Source organism: Streptomyces sp. NPDC058741 (assembly GCF_042746715.1).
In the GTDB taxonomy this organism is placed as follows: domain Bacteria; phylum Actinomycetota; class Actinomycetes; order Streptomycetales; family Streptomycetaceae; genus Streptomyces.
This window is the reverse complement of sequence record NZ_JBHYQH010000005.1, coordinates 67,406-86,126: the sequence shown is the minus strand read 5'-3', so window position 1 is coordinate 86,126 and position 18,721 is coordinate 67,406. Positions and strand designations below refer to the sequence as shown.

General features: G+C 70.4%; 16 protein-coding genes and 1 riboswitch. Of the genes, 6 read left to right on the top strand and 10 right to left on the bottom strand.

Annotated features, from left to right (window positions below):
• Nucleotides 1-5 precede the first annotated feature (5 nt).
• The 3 genes from ACFW6P_RS05790 to ACFW6P_RS05780 form a co-directional block, all read right to left on the bottom strand.
• Nucleotides 6-848 carry a carbohydrate ABC transporter permease gene (locus ACFW6P_RS05790; RefSeq protein ID WP_386355622.1) on the bottom strand — a complete coding sequence of 281 codons (843 nt, stop codon included), beginning with the start codon at nucleotides 846-848 and terminating at the stop codon, nucleotides 6-8.
• Nucleotides 845-1,837, bottom strand: a complete 993-nt coding sequence (locus ACFW6P_RS05785; RefSeq protein ID WP_386355619.1) for a carbohydrate ABC transporter permease — start codon at nucleotides 1,835-1,837, stop codon at nucleotides 845-847. Before ACFW6P_RS05785 ends, ACFW6P_RS05790 begins: the two co-directional genes overlap by 4 nt.
• 146 nt (nucleotides 1,838-1,983) lie before the next feature.
• The gene (locus tag ACFW6P_RS05780) at nucleotides 1,984-3,264 is read right to left on the bottom strand and encodes an extracellular solute-binding protein (protein ID WP_386423017.1); all 1,281 of its coding nucleotides are present in this window, start codon (nucleotides 3,262-3,264) and stop codon (nucleotides 1,984-1,986) included.
• Nucleotides 3,265-3,580: 316 nt separating this feature from the next.
• Between ACFW6P_RS05780 and ACFW6P_RS05775 the strand changes: the two genes are divergently transcribed.
• The 5 genes from ACFW6P_RS05775 (at nucleotide 3,581) to ACFW6P_RS05755 (ending at nucleotide 10,237) form a co-directional block, all read left to right on the top strand.
• Nucleotides 3,581-4,345, top strand: coding sequence for a GntR family transcriptional regulator (locus ACFW6P_RS05775; RefSeq protein ID WP_386355613.1), 765 nt, complete (start codon nucleotides 3,581-3,583; stop codon nucleotides 4,343-4,345).
• A 131-nt stretch (nucleotides 4,346-4,476) separates the two neighbouring features.
• A complete protein-coding gene (locus ACFW6P_RS05770; protein WP_386355610.1) occupies nucleotides 4,477-4,743 on the top strand; it encodes a DUF3311 domain-containing protein in 267 nt (88 codons plus the stop codon).
• Nucleotides 4,740-6,368 (top strand): monocarboxylate uptake permease MctP, encoded by a 1,629-nt coding sequence (gene mctP / locus ACFW6P_RS05765; RefSeq protein ID WP_386355607.1) that lies wholly within the window; start codon nucleotides 4,740-4,742, stop codon nucleotides 6,366-6,368. The genes ACFW6P_RS05770 and mctP overlap by 4 nt, the downstream gene beginning before the upstream one ends.
• A gap of 182 nt (nucleotides 6,369-6,550) precedes the next feature.
• Nucleotides 6,551-6,631: riboswitch (cobalamin riboswitch) on the top strand.
• A 145-nt stretch (nucleotides 6,632-6,776) separates the two neighbouring features.
• A complete protein-coding gene (locus tag ACFW6P_RS05760) occupies nucleotides 6,777-9,176 on the top strand; it encodes a ribonucleoside-diphosphate reductase subunit alpha (RefSeq protein ID WP_386423015.1) in 2,400 nt (799 codons plus the stop codon).
• Between the two features lie 56 nt (nucleotides 9,177-9,232).
• Nucleotides 9,233-10,237 (top strand): ribonucleotide-diphosphate reductase subunit beta, encoded by a 1,005-nt coding sequence (locus ACFW6P_RS05755; RefSeq protein WP_386423013.1) that lies wholly within the window; start codon nucleotides 9,233-9,235, stop codon nucleotides 10,235-10,237.
• Here the strand turns inward: ACFW6P_RS05755 and ACFW6P_RS05750 are convergent.
• On the bottom strand, nucleotides 10,150-10,392 hold the full coding sequence (locus tag ACFW6P_RS05750; protein ID WP_386423011.1) for a hypothetical protein: 243 nt from the start codon (nucleotides 10,390-10,392) through the stop codon (nucleotides 10,150-10,152). The two genes, ACFW6P_RS05755 and ACFW6P_RS05750, sit on opposite strands and share 88 nt — an antisense overlap.
• Before the next feature lie 93 nt (nucleotides 10,393-10,485).
• Between ACFW6P_RS05750 and ACFW6P_RS05745 the strand changes: the two genes are divergently transcribed.
• Nucleotides 10,486-11,448, top strand: a complete 963-nt coding sequence (locus ACFW6P_RS05745; protein ID WP_386355596.1) for a GlxA family transcriptional regulator — start codon at nucleotides 10,486-10,488, stop codon at nucleotides 11,446-11,448.
• A gap of 20 nt (nucleotides 11,449-11,468) precedes the next feature.
• On the opposite strand, the gene ACFW6P_RS05740 is transcribed toward ACFW6P_RS05745, so the two are convergent.
• The 6 genes from ACFW6P_RS05740 to ACFW6P_RS05715 all read right to left on the bottom strand — a co-directional run bounded on the left by ACFW6P_RS05740 (nucleotide 11,469) and on the right by ACFW6P_RS05715 (nucleotide 18,686).
• Nucleotides 11,469-12,839: a cytochrome P450 gene (locus tag ACFW6P_RS05740; RefSeq protein WP_386355594.1), complete on the bottom strand. Its 1,371-nt coding sequence runs from the start codon at nucleotides 12,837-12,839 to the stop codon at nucleotides 11,469-11,471.
• Nucleotides 12,836-13,921, bottom strand: coding sequence for an epi-isozizaene synthase (gene cyc1 / locus ACFW6P_RS05735; RefSeq protein WP_386423009.1), 1,086 nt, complete (start codon nucleotides 13,919-13,921; stop codon nucleotides 12,836-12,838). Before cyc1 ends, ACFW6P_RS05740 begins: the two co-directional genes overlap by 4 nt.
• A 281-nt stretch (nucleotides 13,922-14,202) precedes the next feature.
• Nucleotides 14,203-14,853, bottom strand: a complete 651-nt coding sequence (gene def, locus ACFW6P_RS05730; protein WP_386355588.1) for a peptide deformylase — start codon at nucleotides 14,851-14,853, stop codon at nucleotides 14,203-14,205.
• A gap of 153 nt (nucleotides 14,854-15,006) precedes the next feature.
• Complete coding sequence (locus ACFW6P_RS05725; RefSeq protein WP_386355661.1) at nucleotides 15,007-15,987, bottom strand: tetratricopeptide repeat protein; 981 nt, start codon at nucleotides 15,985-15,987, stop codon at nucleotides 15,007-15,009.
• A gap of 117 nt (nucleotides 15,988-16,104) precedes the next feature.
• A complete protein-coding gene (locus tag ACFW6P_RS05720; protein ID WP_386355585.1) occupies nucleotides 16,105-17,352 on the bottom strand; it encodes an HD-GYP domain-containing protein in 1,248 nt (415 codons plus the stop codon).
• Nucleotides 17,349-18,686, bottom strand: coding sequence for an HD-GYP domain-containing protein (locus ACFW6P_RS05715; RefSeq protein ID WP_386355582.1), 1,338 nt, complete (start codon nucleotides 18,684-18,686; stop codon nucleotides 17,349-17,351). The genes ACFW6P_RS05720 and ACFW6P_RS05715 overlap by 4 nt, the downstream gene beginning before the upstream one ends.
• Nucleotides 18,687-18,721: the final 35 nt, after the last annotated feature.

The window sequence follows — 18,721 nt, the reverse complement described above, 5'->3', positions numbered from 1 at the left end:
TGAGGTCATCCCTTCACGGCGCCCGCGGTCAGGCCCGCGGCCATCTTGCGCTGGACGAGGAGGAAGAGGGCGACGATCGGCACGGCCATCATCGTGGCTCCGGCCATCATCGGGGCGTATTCGGTGCCGTGCTTGGTGGTGAAGTTGCCGAGCCAGACGGTCGCGGTCTGGTTCCTCTGGCTCAGGAGCATCAGGGCGTAGAGGTACTCGTTCCAGGCCTGGATGAAACCGTAGACCGAGGTGGCGACCATCCCGGGGGCCAGGAGCGGGAAGACGACCCGGAGGAAGGCGCTGGTGCGGGAGCAGCCGTCGACCATGGCCGCCTCCTCCAGTTCCCGCGGGATGTTGACGATGAAGCCCCGCAGCGTCCAGACCGTGAACGGCAGGACGAAGGTCAGGTAGGTGATGATGAGGCCGGTCAGCCGGTCGTACTGGCCCAGGTCGTTGAGCAGCAGGAACACCGGGATGATCATGGCGACCAGCGGGACCATCTGGACGGCCAGGATGCCGACGATCACGATCTTGCGGCCGCGGAAGGCGAACCGTGAGATGGCGAGCGCTGCCAGCAGCCCGACGGCCATGCCGACGACGACGACCGCCAGCGACACCACCAGGCTGCGGCCCACGGGGCCCCAGAAGTCGGCGATGTCCAGCGCCCGGCCGAAGTTGTCGAGGGTGAGGCCGGTCGGGAGCAGGCTCGGGTCCGGGTCGATGGCGTCCCCGGCGGGCTTGAACGCCGTGTTGAGCATCCAGTAGAGCGGGAAGCCGGCGACGAGGAAGACCAGGAGTCCGAGGAGGTTCCAGCCGAGCCGCGACTTCTGGCGGCCGGCTCCGGCGAAGGTGCTCATTCGACCTCTCCAATCTTCAGCATCTGCCGCATGTAGACGGCGACCACGCCGAGCAGCAGCAGGACGGTGATCAGTGCGATGGCCGAGCCCTGGGCGTAGTCGTTGACGACGAAGGCCCGGTCGTAGGAGTAGGTGTTGAGCACCTGGAACTCCGGCTCGGGGTGGCCGCCGCGCATGACGAACACCTGGGGGAACACGCCCATGTCCCAGATGACCGACAGGGTCGTGAGCATCACGATGATCGGCTTGAGGACGGGCAGGGTGACGTAGCGGAAGACGCCCCAGGACGTGGCGCCGTCCAGACGGGCCGCCTCCTCCAGTTCCCTCGGCACCTGGGTGAGACCGGCGCTGAGCGTGATGACCACGAAGGGCACGGCTCCCCAGACCACCAGCAGCATGATCACGGCCAGGCCCTCGGGGCCGCTGGCGAACCAGTTGTGGCCGATCATGTCGACGCCGGGCAGTCTGCTGAGCAGCGCGTTGAAGACGCCGTAGTCCGAGTCGAAGAGCCACTTGAAGACGGTGGTCGCCACGATCACGGGCATGCCCCAGCTGGCCACCAGCACGATGTTGATGAGGATCTTCAGCCAGCCCGAGATCCGCTGGAGCAGCAGGGCGAGGGCCATACCGATCACCATCGTGAGGACGACGGCCCCTCCGGCGAAGACGATCGTGCGCAGCACGACGGCCCAGAACTCGCCGTCGCCCAGCACCTTGGCGAAGTTGTCGAGCCCGGCGCTCTCGGCGGGCTGGAAGCCCCACAGCTGCGACTGGCCGAACGTCTGGAAGGACAGGGTGACCAGGCGGGCCAGGGGATAGCCCATGACCAGGGCGAGGATCAGCAGACACGGCGCGAGCAGCAGCCAGGGGACCGCGGCCCCGCCCGACGTCTTGCGCTGCCCGTGCGGCCGCCGGGCCACGGGGGGCGGCGGTGGCGCCTGCCGCGGTGGCGGCACCTTGGCGGGGGTGGTGGTGTGTGCGGCACTCATCGCGCGCTCCTCGGCGGTCCCTCAGGTCGGTCGAACGGCGGGGCTCCACGAGGGGGAGCCCCGCCCTCGGGGCCGGCCGTCCGGGTCGCGCCGCGCCTGCGGGGGAGGCACCGCGGCTCGCTCGGCCCGGACGGCGGACCCGCGGGTCACTTGGTGTTGATGACCTTGTCGATCGCGGCGTCCGCCTCCTTGGCGGCGGCTTCGACCGACTTCTTGCCGGTGCCGATGCTCTGCAGCATGGTCTGCAGGATCTGCGCCTTCTCGACCTGGCCCCAGCCGGGGGCCATCGGGACGAACCAGTTGGACTCGGCGGCGGTGGCGGGGACCGCCGTCTTCGGGTCGTTCTTGAGGGTCGCCAGGTCCGTCTTGTTGTTGGGCAGGTTGCCCTTGGCCATCAGACCCTTCTGCCCGGAGGAGCCGGCGAACGCGTTGATCCACTCGGCGGCCAGCTCCTGCGCGTCGGACTTCACCGGCACAGCGAGGTCGGAGCCACCCAGGAACACGGGCATGTTCTTGCCGGACGGGCCGGGCATCACGAAGTTCTCGAGGTTGCCCTTGAGTTTGCCGCTCTTGTCGTTCTTCGGGTCCTCTGCGGTCGCGCCCTCCCAGGCGGCCGCGAAGATCATGGCGGACTTGCCCTGGCCGTAGACGATGTAGCGGTCGGACTCGTCCTTGGTCTTGTCGCCGTGCATGTAGTCGTCGACGACGTTCTTGAACTCCTTCAGGCCCTTGAGAGACGCGGGCGAGGAGAGCGAGGCCTTCCACTGGCCACCCGACTCGGTGGCGATGGCGCCGCCGGCGTCGTAGACGAAGGACATGGCGGCGTACCAGTCGCGGGTGGGCTGGTACCAGGCGCTGAACTTGTCGCCCTGCTTCTCCTGGATCTTGTCGAGGGCGGCGGTCAGCTCCTTGTACGTCTCAGGCGCCGACTTCACACCGACGGAGGCGGCGATGTCCTTGCGCCAGTTGGCGACGCGGCCGCCGGCGTAGTACGGGACGCCGTAGGTCTTGCCCTCGTAGGTGACGGAGGCCTTCAGGCCGTCGAGCCAGGCGTCCGAGTCGTCGAACTTCCCCTGGTCAAGAGGGGCGAAGGCGCCCTTGACCATGTAGCCGAGCATCTCGGTGTTGCCCATCTCGACGACGTCGGGGGCTTTGTCGGTGGCGAGGACGGCGTCGAGCTTGGCGTTCTTGTCGGGCCAGCCGTAGTACTCGTGGTTGATCTTGAGATCGGGGTGCTTCTTCCGCACCGCGGCGTCGGCGGCCTTCACCAGCTCGGGCCAGTTGTTCTGCGCGTCGACGGTGAGCCAGACGGTCAGCTCCTTGGCGTCCGCGCCCTTGTCGGAGCCACCGTCGCCCTCGCCCCCGCATGCCGCGATGGAGACCATCATGCCCGCGACACCGATCGCGGATATCAGCTTGCGCTTCACGCCACCCTCCTCAGGGATGCCACAAACCCCCCTGCTCCCCGCGGTGAGACATGGGGCACCAGGACCTGGACCAATGGTGTAGACCAGTAGGGGGAGCTTGGACCAGGCCAGAAGGCCTGTCAAGAGTCCCGATACCGCCCTGACCAGCCGTTATGCGACCTACATATGCAGGAACCTTTAAGTAAGAAGGCAGCGAAAAACCTGGTGCACACGGCATACTGCGGGTAGACCACACCGCATGATGGACTAGACCAAAAGAAGCGCCGACGGTATACAGGTGAGATCGTGTCGGCACACCCAGCCGGGAAGGCGGAGCATGAGCACCGACGTCAGCAGTGCGGAGAACGAGACCGGGGCGCCCGTCCGTACCGCACGCGTGCCCAAGTACTACCGCCTGAAGAAGCACCTGCTCGACATGACCGAGACCCAGGCGCCCGGCACGCCCGTCCCGCCCGAGCGCACGCTGGCGACGGAGTTCGACACCTCGCGCACCACCGTGCGCCAGGCGCTGCAGGAACTGGTCGTCGAGGGCCGGCTGGAGCGCATCCAGGGCAAGGGCACGTTCGTCGCCAAGCCCAAGGTCTCGCAGGCCCTGCAGCTGACTTCGTACACCGAGGACATGCGCGCCCAGGGCCTCGAACCCACCTCGCAACTGCTGGACATCGGCTACGTCACCGCCGACGACCGCCTGGCCGGACTGCTGGACATCTCGCCCGGCGGGCGCGTGCTGCGCATCGAGCGGCTGCGCATGGCAAACGGCGAGCCGATGGCCATCGAGACCACGCACCTGAGCGCGAAGCGCTTCCCGGCCCTGCGCCGGTCCCTGGTGAAGTACACGTCGCTCTACACCGCGCTCGCGGAGGTCTACGACGTCCGTCTCGCGGAGGCGGAGGAGACCATCGAGACCTCGCTCGCCACGCCGCGCGAGGCCGGGCTGCTCGGCACGGACGTCGGCCTGCCGATGCTGATGCTGTCCCGGCACTCGCTGGACCGCGAGGGCCGGCCGGTGGAGTGGGTGCGGTCGGTGTACCGCGGGGACAGGTACAAGTTCGTCGCCCGCCTGAAGCGCCCTCAGGAATAGTGCGGCGCACCGGTGAAGAGCCGGTTGCTTTTGGGTACCGCATCACGGACGAGGGGTTCCGCTGTCGGCCCGCGCTGACCTAGATTGCCTGCGCATTGCCCAGGTGATCACTGAGGGGACGGAGCCGCCAGATGTCGCAAGCCCCAGAATCCAGAAGAGGTCCGGTGGTGACGCCCGTACGCGTCGCCATCGCCGTCTTACTCGCAGCACCGTTCGTGGCCATGCTGTGGGTCGGCTCGTACGCCAGGACCGACCCGGCCTTCATCGGGATCCCGTTCTTCTACTGGTACCAGATGGCGTGGGTGCTGATCTCGACCGGGCTGACGATGGTCGCCTACAAGCTGTGGCAGCGTGACCAGCGCGCCCGTGCGGCCTCGAAGGGCGGTGCGTCGCGGTGAAGGACGGCGTGAACGGCGTCGCGCTCGCCGTCTTCATCTTCTTCTTCCTGGCCGTGACGGTCATGGGCTTCCTGGCCTCGCGCTGGCGCAAGGCCGAGAACGAGCACAGCCTCGACGAGTGGGGCCTGGGCGGCCGCTCGTTCGGCACCTGGGTCACCTGGTTCCTGCTGGGCGGCGACCTGTACACGGCCTACACCTTCGTGGCGGTGCCGGCGGCCATCTACGCGGCGGGCGCGGCGGGCTTCTTCGCGGTGCCGTACACGATCCTGGTGTACCCGCTGATCTTCACCTTCCTCCCCCGCCTGTGGTCGGTGTCCCACAAGCACGGCTACGTGACGACGTCCGACTTCGTGCGCGGCCGCTTCGGTTCCAAGGGCCTCTCCCTGGCGGTGGCCCTCACCGGCATCCTCGCGACGATGCCCTACATCGCACTCCAACTGGTCGGCATCCAGGCCGTGCTGGACGTGATGGGCGTGGGCGGCGGCGAGAACACCAACTGGTTCGTCAAGGACCTGCCGCTGCTGATCGCGTTCGGCGTGCTCGCGGCGTACACGTACTCGTCGGGTCTGCGGGCCCCCGCGCTCATCGCGTTCGTGAAGGACACGCTGATCTACATCGTCATCGCGGTGGCGATCATCTACATCCCGATCAAACTGGGCGGTTTCGACGACATCTTCGCCAAGGCGAGCGAGGCGTACAGCCAGACCAACCCGGCGACGGGCGCGCCCCGCGGTGCGCTGACGCCGCCGGAGGCGGGCCAGTGGACCTACGCCACGCTGGCGCTGGGCTCCGCGCTGGCGCTGTTCATGTACCCGCACTCCATCACGGCGACGCTGTCTTCCAAGAGCCGTGAGGTGATCCGCCGCAACACCACGATCCTGCCGCTGTACTCGCTGATGCTGGGTCTGCTGGCCCTGCTCGGCTTCATGGCGATCGCGGCCGGCATCAAGGTGCAGAACGGGCAGCTGGCGATTCCGCAGCTGTTCGAGACGATGTTCCCGGACTGGTTCGCGGGGGTGGCCTTCGCGGCCATCGGCATCGGCGCGCTGGTGCCGGCGGCCATCATGTCCATCGCGGCCGCGAACCTGTTCACCCGCAACATCTACAAGGACTTCCTCAAGCCGGACGCCACGCCCGAGCAGGAGACCAAGGTCTCCAAGCTGGTGTCCCTGCTGGTGAAGGTGGGCGCCCTGGCCTTCGTCCTCACCATGGACAAGACGGTCGCCATCAACTTCCAGCTGCTCGGCGGCATCTGGATCCTGCAGACCTTCCCGGCCCTGGTCGGCGGCCTGTTCACCCGCTGGTTCCACCGCTGGGCGCTGCTCGCGGGCTGGGCGGTCGGCATGGTCTACGGCACGGTCGCCGCGTACGGGGTGGCCTCCCCGACGCAGAAGCACTTCGGCGGTTCGGCGAAGGAGATCCCGGGCATCGGCGAGATCGGCTACATCGGCCTCACGGCGTTCGTGCTGAACGTGGTGGTGACGGTGGTGCTGACCTTCGTCCTCAAGGCCGTGAAGGCTCCCGACGGCGTCGACGAGACCAAGCCGGAGGACTACACGGCGGACGCGGGCGACCCCGGGGTGCAGGTCGAACTGCCGCCCGCCACCGCCGGTTCCTCGCACTGACCCCGGGCGGTTCCCCGCACCGACCTCAGGGGCGCGGGGAACCGCGTGACACACCGCCGGCACCTCCCAGCGGGCCGCCGTGAGAACGCGTCACGGCGGCCCGCTGCCGTATCCGACACAACATCTGGGGGTGCGGCCGGAACCCGACACAAGATGTATGCTCATGCTCGCTGTCGCCGCAGGGGAATCCGGTGCGAATCCGGAACTGTCCCGCAACGGTGTACCGAGGCCTGTTCCCACGGGCCCGGGCCAGTCCGAGGACCTGCCGACAGCGCACCCGGCCGACCGGCCGGTGTGCCCAGACGTCCGGGCCTCGTGGAATGGGCCGGTGGACGCGACGCCGCGTGCGCTCGTGTGCTGCCCCCTGCCCTCGACGAGGCCTACGTGCCGAGCGAGGGAGAGCCCCACGTGACCATCGCGCCAGCCGATCCGGTCTCAGCCGCCGAAGAAGAGCCCGACGCTCCCGGTGCCGCGCTGCTGCGGACCCTGACCGAGCTGACCGCCGACCTCCCCGACGCCGACCCCGGCCGGGTCGTCGCCGCCGCGCTGCGCGGCCGGTCGGCGGAGGCCGACGAGGCGGAGTTGCGCGAGCTGGCCACCGAGGCGGCCGCCGGACTGATCTCCGAGGACCCCGCCTACTCCCGGCTTGCCGCCCGGCTGCTCACCCTCGGCATCCGCGAGGAGGCCGCCTCCCAGGGCGTCACGTCCTTCACGGAATCGGTCGCCGTCGGCCACCGCGAGGGCCTCATCGCCGACCGCACCGCGGAGTTCGTCCGGCTGCACGCCGCCCGGCTCGACGCCCTGATCGACACCGGCGCCGACGACCGCTTCGGCTACTTCGGACTGCGCACCCTGCACAGCCGCTACCTGCTCCGGCACCCGATCACCCGCAAGGTCGTCGAGACGCCCCAGCACTTCATGCTGCGGGTCGCCGCGGGCCTCGCCGAGGACGACACCGGCCGCTCCGTCGACGAGGTCGCCGACCTCTACGGGCTCATGAGCCGCCTGGACTACCTGCCCTCCTCCCCCACCCTCTTCAACTCCGGCACCCGGCACCCCCAGATGTCGTCCTGCTACCTCCTCGACTCCCCCAAGGACGAGCTGGACTCCCTCTACGACCGCTACCACCAGGTCGCCCGCCTGTCGAAGCACGCCGGCGGCATCGGCCTCTCCTACTCCCGGATCCGCGCCCGCGGTTCGCTGATCCGCGGCACCAACGGCCACTCCAACGGCATCGTCCCGTTCCTGAAGACCCTCGACGCCTCGGTCGCCGCCGTGAACCAGGGCGGCCGCCGCAAGGGCGCCGCCGCCGTCTACCTGGAGACCTGGCACGCCGACATCGAGGAGTTCCTGGAGCTGCGCGACAACACCGGCGAGGACGCCCGCCGCACGCACAACCTGAACCTGGCGCACTGGGTCCCGGACGAGTTCATGCGCCGCGTCAACGCCGACGCGCGGTGGTCCCTCTTCTCGCCCTCGGACGTGCCCGAACTGGTCGACCTGTGGGGCGAGGCGTTCGACGCCGCGTACCGCGCCGCCGAGGCGAAGGGCCTGGCCCGCAAGTCCCTGCCCGCGCGCGAGCTGTACGGCCGGATGATGCGCACCCTCGCGCAGACCGGCAACGGCTGGATGACCTTCAAGGACGCCGCCAACCGCACCGCCAACCAGACGGCCGAGCCGGGCCACGTCGTGCACTCCTCCAACCTCTGCACGGAGATCCTGGAGGTCACCAGCGACGGGGAGACGGCGGTCTGCAACCTGGGCTCGGTGAACCTCGGCGCGTTCGTCGACACGACGACCGGCGACCTCGACTGGGAGCGGCTGGACGCCACCGTCCGCACGGCCGTGACGTTCCTCGACCGGGTCGTGGACATCAACTTCTACCCGACCGAGCAGGCGAGCCGCTCCAACGCCCGCTGGCGTCCCGTCGGCCTCGGCGCGATGGGCCTGCAGGACGTCTTCTTCAAGCTGCGCCTGCCCTTCGACTCGCCCGAGGCGAAGGCCCTGTCGACCCGCATCGCGGAGCGCGTCATGCTCGCCGCGTACGAGGCCTCCGCCGACCTCGCCGAGCGCCCCCAAGCACCTACGACAAGCTCCGGTGCAGGGGGGACCCCCATCGGCCCGCTGCCGGCCTGGGAGAAGACCCGCACGGCCCGGGGCGTGCTGCACCCCGACCACTACGACACGCAGCCGACCTGGCCGGAGCGCTGGGCGGCCCTGCGCGAGCGCATCGCCGCGACCGGTCTGCGCAACTCCCTCCTCCTCGCCATCGCGCCCACCGCGACCATCGCCTCCATCGCGGGCGTGTACGAATGCATCGAGCCGCAGGTGTCCAACCTGTTCAAGCGCGAGACGCTGTCCGGTGAGTTCCTCCAGGTCAACTCCTACCTGGTGGACGAGCTGAAGCGGCTCGGCGTGTGGGACGCCCGTACCCGGGAGGCCCTGCGCGAGGCGAACGGCTCGGTGCAGGGCTTCGCCTGGATCCCCGAGGACGTCCGCGCGCTCTACCGCACGGCCTGGGAGATACCGCAACGCGGCCTGATCGACATGGCGGCGGCCAGGACCCCGTTCCTGGACCAGTCCCAGTCCCTGAACCTCTTCCTGGAGACGCCGACCATCGGCAAGCTCTCATCGATGTACGCCTACGCCTGGAAGTCCGGGCTGAAGACGACGTACTACCTGCGCTCGCGCCCGGCGACCCGCATCGCCCGCGCCGCCCGGGCCACCGTCCCCGTGCAGGCCACCCCCGACCCCGACGCGGTCGCCTGCTCCCTTGAGAACCCCGAGTCCTGCGAGGCCTGCCAGTAATTCCCGACCGCCACCCGACCGCAACCGCTGGAGGACGGCGCTTCGCGCCGACTGCTATGACTCAGAACCTTCTCGACCCCGGCTTCGAACTCACCCTGCGCCCCATGCGCTACCCGGACTTCTACGAGCGCTACCGGGACGCCATCAAGACCACCTGGACCGTGGAGGAGGTCGACCTGCACTCCGACGTCGCCGACCTCGCCAAGCTGTCCCCCGCGGAGCAGCACCTGATCGGCCGGCTGGTCGCCTTCTTCGCGACGGGCGACTCGATCGTCGCGAACAACCTGGTGCTGACGCTGTACAGGCACATCAACTCCCCCGAGGCGCGGCTGTACCTGAGCCGCCAGCTCTTCGAGGAGGCCGTGCACGTCCAGTTCTATCTGACGCTGCTCGACACCTATCTCCCCGACCCGGAGGACCGCGCGGCGGCCTTCGCGGCGGTGGAGAACATCCCGTCCATCCGCGAGAAGGCGGAGTTCTGCTTCAGGTGGATGGACTCGGTGGAGAAGCTCGACCGGCTGGAGACGCAGGCGGACCGCCGCCGCTTCCTGCTCAACCTCATCTGCTTCGCCGCGTGCATCGAGGGCCTGTTCTTCTACGGCGCCTTCGCCTACGTCTACTGGTTCCGCAGCCGGGGCCTGCTGCACGGTCTGGCCACCGGCACCAACTGGGTGTTCCGCGACGAGACGATGCACATGTCCTTCGCGTTCGACGTGGTCGACACCGTCCGCAAGGAGGAGCCGGAGCTGTTCGACGACCGGCTGCGGCAGCAGGTGACGGACATGCTCCGGGAGGCCGTCGAGGCCGAGCTGCAGTTCGCGCGCGACCTGTGCGGTGACGGCCTGCCGGGCATGAACACCGAGTCGATGCGGCAGTACCTGGAGTGCGTCGCCGACCAGCGGCTGACCCGCCTGGGCTTCGCCCCGGTGTACGGCTCCGAGAACCCGTTCTCCTTCATGGAGCTCCAGGGGGTTCAGGAGCTGACCAACTTCTTCGAGCGGCGGCCCTCGGCGTACCAGTTGGCGGTGGAGGGCACCGTCGACCTGGACGAGGACTTCTGAGCCGCGGCGCCTTCGCGGGCCTCCTGGGCCTCCCGGATCCGACGGTCGATGCGCCGGTCGCGCACCAGGCCGATCACGGACGGGAGGACCAGGAGGACCAGCGTGCCGAGGACGGCGCTCATTCCGACGAGTGCTTCCATCTGGTTCGTGTTCATGGACACCACTGTCGCGCCGATCGCTCCTCACGGTCAGTGGCAGTACTGCCGTAGACCCTCGAATTACTGCCAGCGGCGGGGCACACTGGGGACATGCTGCAGAACGTGGCCGTCGCTCTGCTCGACGGTGTGAACCCCTTCGAACTGGGTGTGGTGTGCGAGGTCTTCGGCACCGACCGCAGCGACGACGGCCTGCCGGTGTACGACTTCGCGGTCGCCTCGGCCGAGGGCCCGTCCCTGCGCATGAACTCGGGCTTCTCCCTCCAGGTCGAGCACGGCCTGGAGCGGCTGGAGTCGGCCGACCTGATCGCGGTGCCGGCCGGGCAGGGCTTCGCGTCCCGTGCGTTCCCGCCGGAGCTGCTGGACGCCCTGCGGCGCGGGGTGGACCGCGGTGCCCGGGTGCTCAGCGTCTGCTCCGGCGCCTTCGTACTGGCCGCCGCCGGGCTGCTGGACGGCCGCCGCTGCGCCGTGCACTGGAAGCACGCCGAGGACCTCGCACGGCGGTACCCCCGGGTGGCCGTGGAGCCGGACGTGCTCTACGTCGACGAGGACCCGGTGATCACCTCCGCCGGCACGGCCGCCGGCATCGACGCCTGTCTGCACCTGGTCCGCAAGGAGCAGGGCAGCGAGGTGGCCAACAGGATCGCCCGGCGCATGGTGGTGCCGCCGCACCGCGACGGCGGCCAGGCCCAGTACATCGAACGCCCGCTGCCGCGTACCGCGGCGGACACGATCGGTGAGGTGCTGGCGTGGATGGAGCGGCATCTCGACGAGGAGGTCACCGTCGAGCAACTGGCCGCCCACGCCCACATGTCCCCGCGTACGTTCGCCCGCCGCTTCCAGCAGGAGACGGGGACGACCCCCTACCGCTGGATCCTGCGCCAGCGCGTGCTGCTGGCCCAGCGGCTGCTGGAAGCCACGGACGAGACGATGGACGCGATCGCCGGCCGGACCGGGTTCGGCAACGCGGCCGCGCTGCGCCACCACTTCGTCCGGGCGGTCGGCACCACGCCGAACACCTACCGGCGGACCTTCAGGGGCCCGGAGGCCGCCTGACGGTCACGGTCGCCCGGCGCTCATCTCGGCACCGCGCGCACCCGCAGGTCGTGCGGCCTGAGCGTGATGCCGACCCGGGTGACGTCCTTGGACCCGGGCACCTGCTCGAACCGGTACCTGCCGGCCAGCGCCGCCGTGACCAGCGTCAGCAGGGCCATCGAGAAGTGGTCGCTCGGGCACTTGCGGTTGCCCACGCCAAACGGGGTCATGGCGAATTTCGGGATGTCCTTGGCCCGCTCCGGCAGCCAGCGGTCGGGGTCGAACTCCAGATGCCGGTCGTACGACCCGGCATCGCGCTGGATGGCGTACGGGCTGTAGATGATGTCCGCACCGGCCGGAATGCGGTGTCCGCCGAGTTCCGTGTCCCGTACCGCCCGGCGCGTCAGAATCCAGACAGCCGGACTCAGACGCATGCACTCGATGATGACATTGTTGGTGTGCCTGAGTGCTCGGACGTCTTCGAATGCCACCGGCCGCCCACCGGTCACGGCTTCCACTTCGTCACGCACCCGGTCGCCGTGTTCGGGATGTTGCGCGAGCGCGTGCAACAGCCACATGATCATGGAGGCCACGGTTTCGCTGCCGGGGGTGAGGATGGCGACGACCTGGTCGTGGATCTCCTGTTCCCCGATGGGGTCGCCATTCTCGTCCTTCGCCTCCAGCAATGCCGTCAGCAAATCGTCCGGCTTTTGACCGGATGTGCGGCGTTCGGCGACGATCTCGTCGACCAGGAGATGCAAATCGGCCAAAGCCCGGTTGAATTTCCGGTTCGCCGGGAGGGGCAGCCTGTGGAGCGGTCCGAGCGGGACCACCATCCGCCGGTACATCCCGCGGAAGACGGTCGCGAGGGCCCCGCCCAGCCGCTCGGCCCGTTCGTCCATGAAGTCGCCACGCAGCAGGCAGCGGGCGGCGATGCGCACGGCCACCCGGAACGACTCGGAGGTGCAGTCGATGGTCTCCCCCGCCTTCCACCGCTCGGTGAGGGCGTGCGCCTCCTCCTCCATGATCGGGCCGTAGGCGGGGATGGCGTCGAGCCGGAAGGCGGGCTGGATGGTACGCCGCTGGCGCCGGTGGAGCGGGCCGTTCGCGGTGGCCACGCCCTCCTTGCCGAGCAGGTCCTCCAGTGACTCCCACAGCGGCCCGGAGATGATGTAGTCGTTGCTCAGCGCCAGCGCGCCGGTGAGGTCGGGGGTGGTGACGGCGTAGACCGTCTTCGGCCCGAGCTTCAGGCGCACCACGTCCCCGTGCGCGCGCAGCCCGGACATGAACGCCAGCGGGTCGCGCGCCAGCTTCCAGCCGTGTCCGAGACCGGGCATCCCGCCGCCCGCCCGGGGCGGCTCGCGCAGCTCGGCGGCCGGGGCGGTCTCCGGCTTCACAGACTCGACGGTCATTTCTCACCTGCCGCTTCGTTGTTGACGTACGGGGGCGTGGACCGGTCGTCCCAGCTGTCGACCATGTACCGGCCGGACTCGTGGTGGAACCAGTAGACGGAACTGAACCAGTTCCGCATATTGCTCAGGCAGGCCCGCACGGCGGCGCTCAGTTCCTTTCCCCGGACGCTGCCGTCTTCGAGTTCGTCGGCGAACCGCAATGCCTCCCGCTCCCGGTCGAGGAATTCCGTGATGCATTCCTCGACCCGGTGCCTGACTTCCGCGACTGCTTTTTCCAGGGTCAGCTCCTCATGGGTGATGAGGCTGATTCCGAGATTGTGCACCTCGTCGCCCGCTATTTCCTTCGGGAGCGAACAGAGGTCGTTGTACCAGGCGGCGAATTCCTGGCTGAGCAGGGCCGCCCGCCGGTAGGCCGGGTGTTTTCGCACCGCGTCCGGGAGTTCGTATCCGGCGGTCGGCTCCAGCAGGTCCGTCCAGATCCAGTGCGCGAAGGTGAGCCGGCGCAGTCGGAGGTACTCGTCGACCGTGGGGACGATTCCGTGCGTGCGGTTGTGGAACTCCCGGTCGTAGGCGTCGATCACGTCGTGGAAGTGCCGGGCGAACCGGAGGTTCCACGTCCGGGACAGGAACCCGTACAGCCGCAGCACGCTGTCCGCGAACCCGGCGACCAGCGGGTCCTCGTGGTGGAGGTGCTCCCCGGGCTCGTCGAGCGCGGTGTGCAGCCGGTCCTCGAGCCGCTGCCAGGCGGCCGGACGGCCGTGCACGATGTCGCGGTCGTGACGGTCGTCCCAGACGAAGAACCAGGCGCTGTAGTCGGCGATCGCCTGTATGACCTCGTCGGGGGCGCCGACGTAGTAGCCCGCCATGAGGTCGGTGTAGCACAGGCCGTCGGCATGTTCCTCGACCGTGTCGGCGGGCATGAGCCGCTTTTCGAGCAGCCAGGCCCGCGTCTTCTCCTGGCACGTCGGCCCATACGGATGGAGTTGCCGGGGAAACGCCCTCTCGACCAACGGGAGACGGAGCGACGGCGGAACTGCGATCGTGGCCGATGCCGATGTGGTGCCGTGTGACAAAGCATGCACGAACTAACCCCTCTCAGACGCCAGTTGGCGCGGGCGCCCCTCCCTTCGTGCCGGGCGTGCGCCGTTGCATACCCCGCTCATCCCATTCAGCACTACAACTGGCCCGTCTGGGAACGTATTTGCTTCATTCACTACCCCCGGGGTCCGGGATCCTCCCGGCGTGCGACGTGACCCGGACCACCAGAGGTGCGGAGGCGACCACCCTGCGGCCGACAGGCGAACGGCGCCTGTACGGGCCGGGGAACCCGAACAGGCGCCGTTCGCCTGGTGCGTGTGGGGTGTCAGTCGTTGGCGACGACGGGATAGCGGGGCTCGCTCTCGGCCATCTGGCGCAGCGCGTCCTTGCGCTCGCGCTTGGAGAGCCGGTCGATGTACAGGTAGCCGTACAGGTGGTCGGTCTCGTGCTGCAAACACCGCGCGAAGTACCCGGTGCCGCGGACCTTGATCGGGTTGCCCCGCTCGTCCTGCCCGGTCACCTCGGCGTAGTCCGGCCGGGCGAGCGGCGCGTACGCGGTGGGCACGGACAGGCACCCCTCGTTGCTGTCGTCCAGCCGGCGCCTGTCGGCGGGCAGTTCGACGAGCCGGGGGTTGCAGACCACGCCGACGTGCCGGACGCCCTCGTCGTCCGGGCAGTCGTAGACGAAGACCTTGGCGTCGACGCCGATCTGGTTGGCGGCGAGGCCCACGCCCTCGGCGGTGCGCTGGCTGGCGAACATGTCCGCGACGAGCTGCTGGAGCTCCTCGCCGAACTCGGTGACGTCCTCGCACTCCTTGTGCAGCACCGGGTTCCCGACCACCGTGATCGGCCGCGAGGTGCCGCGCTCCCGCCAGGCCGCCTCGCGCTCCTCGCAGTCCTCCGTGTCGATCACGTACCCCTCGTCGTCGACGGGGAGCACACCCGCGTGCTGCTGATCGGTGTCCTGCTGAGCCATGACGTTTCGTACGCCTTCCTGAACCTGACGAGCTGAGACGCGATACAGGGTACGCGGGTGAAACGCCCTGCTTCAGGGGCGCGGGGAACTGGGCCGGCGACCACGGCGCACCCGCACCCGCACCCGCACCCGCACCCGCACCCGCACCAGGGACTAGCAGACCTCTTCCAGGTCCCGCCAGCCCCGGGAATCCGGACTGTCGGCCACCCACCCGTCCAGCAGCCCCCTCACCAGCGAAACCGGTGCGGCCAGCCCGCACTCCCGCTCCGGCACCCACAGCTGCCCGTCCGTCCGGTGCCCGAGCGGCCCGGGATGCCCCGGCTCACTGTGGTCGTGCGGGTCCAGATGCTCCCCGTCGCCCTCGTCGGACGGCATGCGGGACTCCGAGCACATCCGGCACAGCAGCCGCACCGAGGAGGACCAGTCCTCCGCGGCGAACCCGGCGTCGGCCGCGAGCTGCTCCAGCGCGTCCCGGTCGGCCTCCGTGGCCGCCTCCAGCAGGACCACCCAGGTCGGCACCGGCGAGGGCGCCCACAGCTCGATCTCGTCGAACACCGGGTACGTGTGCCCGGCCTCCGTGCTCCGCTCCCCGTGCGGCACCCCGTCGTGCAGGACGACCTCGCCCCAGCGGCGCCCCGACGAGGGCAGCGGGATGGACAGCACCTCGATCCGCGCGGGGTCCAGCCGCCGCCCCCACACGACCTCGGCCTCCCCTTCCGGGGACAGCCGTACGGCCGCGCTGCCGAGGTCCATGCCCACGGGCTCACCCGAGTCGTTGGCGGCCCCCGGCACCTTCAGTCCGTAGGCCTGCCAGGCGCGCCGGGCCAGCGGCCAGTCCTGCAGCGCGGTGGCGGCGATGGCGACGTTCCACCAGTCGGGGGCGCCGCTGTCCCGGTCGAGCAGCGCCACGGCCCGCAGGCCCGCCGCCCGGGCCTGCTCCCAGTCGTGGCGGAACTTGTGCAGGAGGGCGAGGTTGAACCACGACTCGGCCAGCCAGGGCTCCAGATCGGCGGCGCGTGTCAGCAGTGCGCCCGCGTCCTCGTACCGGCCGTCGCCGATGAGCGTGAATGCCCGGTCTGTGGCCTGCCGCCAGGAGGCGGAGGGCCGGTGCCGTCCCTTGCCGAAGATCCTCACGATTCCCGCCTGCCAGTTCCGTGCGGTGGGCTGGCCGTAGCTGTGTTTCGAGCCCCCGGACACCTTCTCCTTCGCATCCAACCACGTACGGCCTCCAGGGCGCTCATTACCCATGGGTTACCCAGCCGCGGACCGGGTCAGACTGCCTCTTGCCAGTACCCGGGCCAGCGATTCCACCACCGGGGGCGCGTATTCCCCGGCGGTGGCGAGCCGGAGTTCCTCCAGCGCCGTCAGTGGCCCGCCCAGCCCGCCTTCCCGGGACTTCTCCTCGTACGCGTTCACGGCCCGGACGATCCGCGCGGCCAGCGGCTGCTCCGCGCAGGGGTCGGCCTGCCGCTCCACGACGACGGCGACCGCCTCGTCGACGCCCGTCTGCCGGACGACGGCCCCGCCGAGCAGGGCGATCCGCCGCTGTTCCGCCGCGGGCAGGCCCGCGGTGGCGCCCGCCGGCACGGGGTCGACGAGGCTCAGCTGGCCGATGTCGTGCATGAGCGCGGCGTACTCCAGCACGGCCAGCTCGGGCTCCGTGAGACCGAGGTCACGCCCGACCGCCCGGCTGAGCGCGGCGACGCGGCGGGCGTGCCCGGCCGGGGTGCAGCCGGCGACCTCGGTGGCCCGGGCCAGGGAGGCGATGGTCTGCCGGTAGGTCGTCCGGACGGCGGCGTAGCGCCGGAAGGACATCTGGGCGAGCAGCAGCGGCACGGAGAAGACGGGCAGTGCCCACAACCCCACCACGGCCACCGCGAGGGCCATCACCGCCCCGGTCGCGATGACGGCGGCCCCGATGCCGCACACGGCCCGCAACTCGTCCCGCAGCACCGGCCCGAAGGGCCAGCCGGTGCGGGAGTGGGCCAGGGCGGCGGCGAGCACCGCGTCGCACAGTGTGGTCAGTGACAGCAGCGCGAGCAGCAGCAGGGCGTAGGCGGGGCCGCCCCAGTCGTCGAACATGCCCCGGTTGTACGGGGGCTGGAAGCACACGGCGCCGAAGCCGACGGTGAGCACGCGGCACGCCAGGTGGTCGAGCGTGGGTCCCCGGCCGTGGGCGACGTGCGGCACGCTGCCCAGCAGCGAGGCGGCCAGGACGACGGCGACGACCTGGGCGGGACCGTGGTGCGTGGCCCGCCCCCCGGCCTCGCCGAGCAGCGCGTAAGACAGCGCGGCGGCGGCCCCGAGGGGTGCCGGTTCCCGGACGCCGGCGCCGTCGCGGCGGGTGAGCTCGCCGACGGCGACGAGGACGCCGAAGGCGAGGGCGACGCCGCGTTCGTGCACCCCGCCACAGAGGGTGACGGCGAGGGAACCGGTGGCGACGAGGGCGGCGCAGGCGTGGACGAGGGTGAGGAGCGGGGGCGGCCGGTCGTCGCTCATCGGTGCGCTCCCGGCCGGCCGGCGGGGGTGCCGGACGGAGGCACGCGCGACGCCGGGACGTCCTCGGTGTCGTCGGCGGTCACGGCGGGGCGCCACCCGGCCCGTCGCACGGCCTCGGTCAGGGCCGCCACCATCACGGGGTCGAACTGGCTGCCCGCGCACCGCTCCAGCTCGGCCAGCGCCACCGCGACGGGCCGGGCCCTGCTGTAGCAGCGCGTGGAGGTCATGGCGTCGAAGGCGTCGGCCACGGCCACCACCCGGGCGGACTCGGGGATCTGACGGCCCTCCAGGCCGTAGGGGTAGCCGCTGCCGTCCAGCCGCTCGTGGTGGTGCAGCACGGCGGCCCGGGCCTCCCCGAGGAAGCCGATGCCGCGCACCATCTCGTGGCCGTACTCGGGGTGCAGCTCGATCACCCGCCGCTCCTCGGCCGTCAGCGGCCCGTTCTTCCTGAGCAGCCGGGTGGGCACGCCGAGCTTGCCCACGTCGTGCAGGATGCCGGCGAAGCGCAGGACCTCCACGCGCTCGTCGTCCATGCCGAGCTCCCGCGCGATCATCATGGAGGCCTGCCCGACGCGTTCGCTGTGCCCGCGCGTGTAGCCGTCCTTGATGTCGACGGCCTGCACCAGCGCCCGGATGGTCGCCTGATGGGCGGCCCGTTCCCGGTGGTACTGCGCGAACGCCCACCAGGAGACGCACATCGGCAGCAGCACCAGCAGCGCGGCCACGGGCCCGTACGGACTGCGCCACAGCACGGCCATCATCAGTCCGGCGAGCCCGTGCACGGCGACGGGCGCGAGGGAGGGCGCCAGCAGCCCGCGCCAGGCCCGCCGCAGCGGCACCCGTTCGGCGACGGCCAGGATCCCGCCGTCGAGCAGCGCGAGCACCAGGCAGAACGCCAGCACGGCCGCTCCGGCCGGGCCGAGCGCACCGGGGACGTCGCCCGCGACCACGGCGTCCCTGCCGCCGAGCGCGCCGTGCACCCTGGAGGCGGCCCAGACGGCGAGGACGAGCTGGGCGGCCCGCCAGACCCGCCGCAGCGCGACGGGCCGGTGCGCCACCTGGGAGAGCAGCGCGCCGGGCACGGCCACCAGGGCGGCGGCCGGCGCGGGCAGCAGGAAGGCGGCGGAGAGCAGGACGGGGTGGAAGGTCCCGGCCGGGTGGGAGATGCCGACGTACCGGGACCGGGCGACGCGCTCGCAGCCCGCGCACAGGGCGGCTAGCAGCGCTACGGCCCACCAGGGGGAGTGGACGCCCGGCAGCGGCAGCAGACACAGCACCGCGACCGCGGCGACAGAGGCGACGCACCCACGTGTCCGTGCCGGTACCGCTTCCATGAGCCCCTCCCCCCGGCCATGTCCGTCAGCCGGAG

Bases quoted from the DNA above. Each gene is read 5' to 3' on its own strand.
- ACFW6P_RS05790 (WP_386355622.1), bottom strand. From the start codon at position 848: ATGAGCACCTTCGCCGGAGCCGGCCGCCAGAAGTCGCGGCTCGGCTGG.
- ACFW6P_RS05785 (WP_386355619.1), bottom strand. From the start codon at position 1,837: ATGAGTGCCGCACACACCACCACCCCCGCCAAGGTGCCGCCACCGCGG.
- ACFW6P_RS05775 (WP_386355613.1), top strand. From the start codon at position 3,581: ATGAGCACCGACGTCAGCAGTGCGGAGAACGAGACCGGGGCGCCCGTC.
- ACFW6P_RS05770 (WP_386355610.1), top strand. From the start codon at position 4,477: ATGTCGCAAGCCCCAGAATCCAGAAGAGGTCCGGTGGTGACGCCCGTA.
- ACFW6P_RS05755 (WP_386423013.1), top strand. From the start codon at position 9,233: ATGACTCAGAACCTTCTCGACCCCGGCTTCGAACTCACCCTGCGCCCC.
- ACFW6P_RS05750 (WP_386423011.1), bottom strand. From the start codon at position 10,392: ATGAACACGAACCAGATGGAAGCACTCGTCGGAATGAGCGCCGTCCTC.
- ACFW6P_RS05745 (WP_386355596.1), top strand. From the start codon at position 10,486: ATGCTGCAGAACGTGGCCGTCGCTCTGCTCGACGGTGTGAACCCCTTC.
- ACFW6P_RS05740 (WP_386355594.1), bottom strand. From the start codon at position 12,839: ATGACCGTCGAGTCTGTGAAGCCGGAGACCGCCCCGGCCGCCGAGCTG.
- def (WP_386355588.1), bottom strand. From the start codon at position 14,853: ATGGCTCAGCAGGACACCGATCAGCAGCACGCGGGTGTGCTCCCCGTC.
- ACFW6P_RS05720 (WP_386355585.1), bottom strand. From the start codon at position 17,352: ATGAGCGACGACCGGCCGCCCCCGCTCCTCACCCTCGTCCACGCCTGC.
- ACFW6P_RS05715 (WP_386355582.1), bottom strand. From the start codon at position 18,686: ATGGAAGCGGTACCGGCACGGACACGTGGGTGCGTCGCCTCTGTCGCC.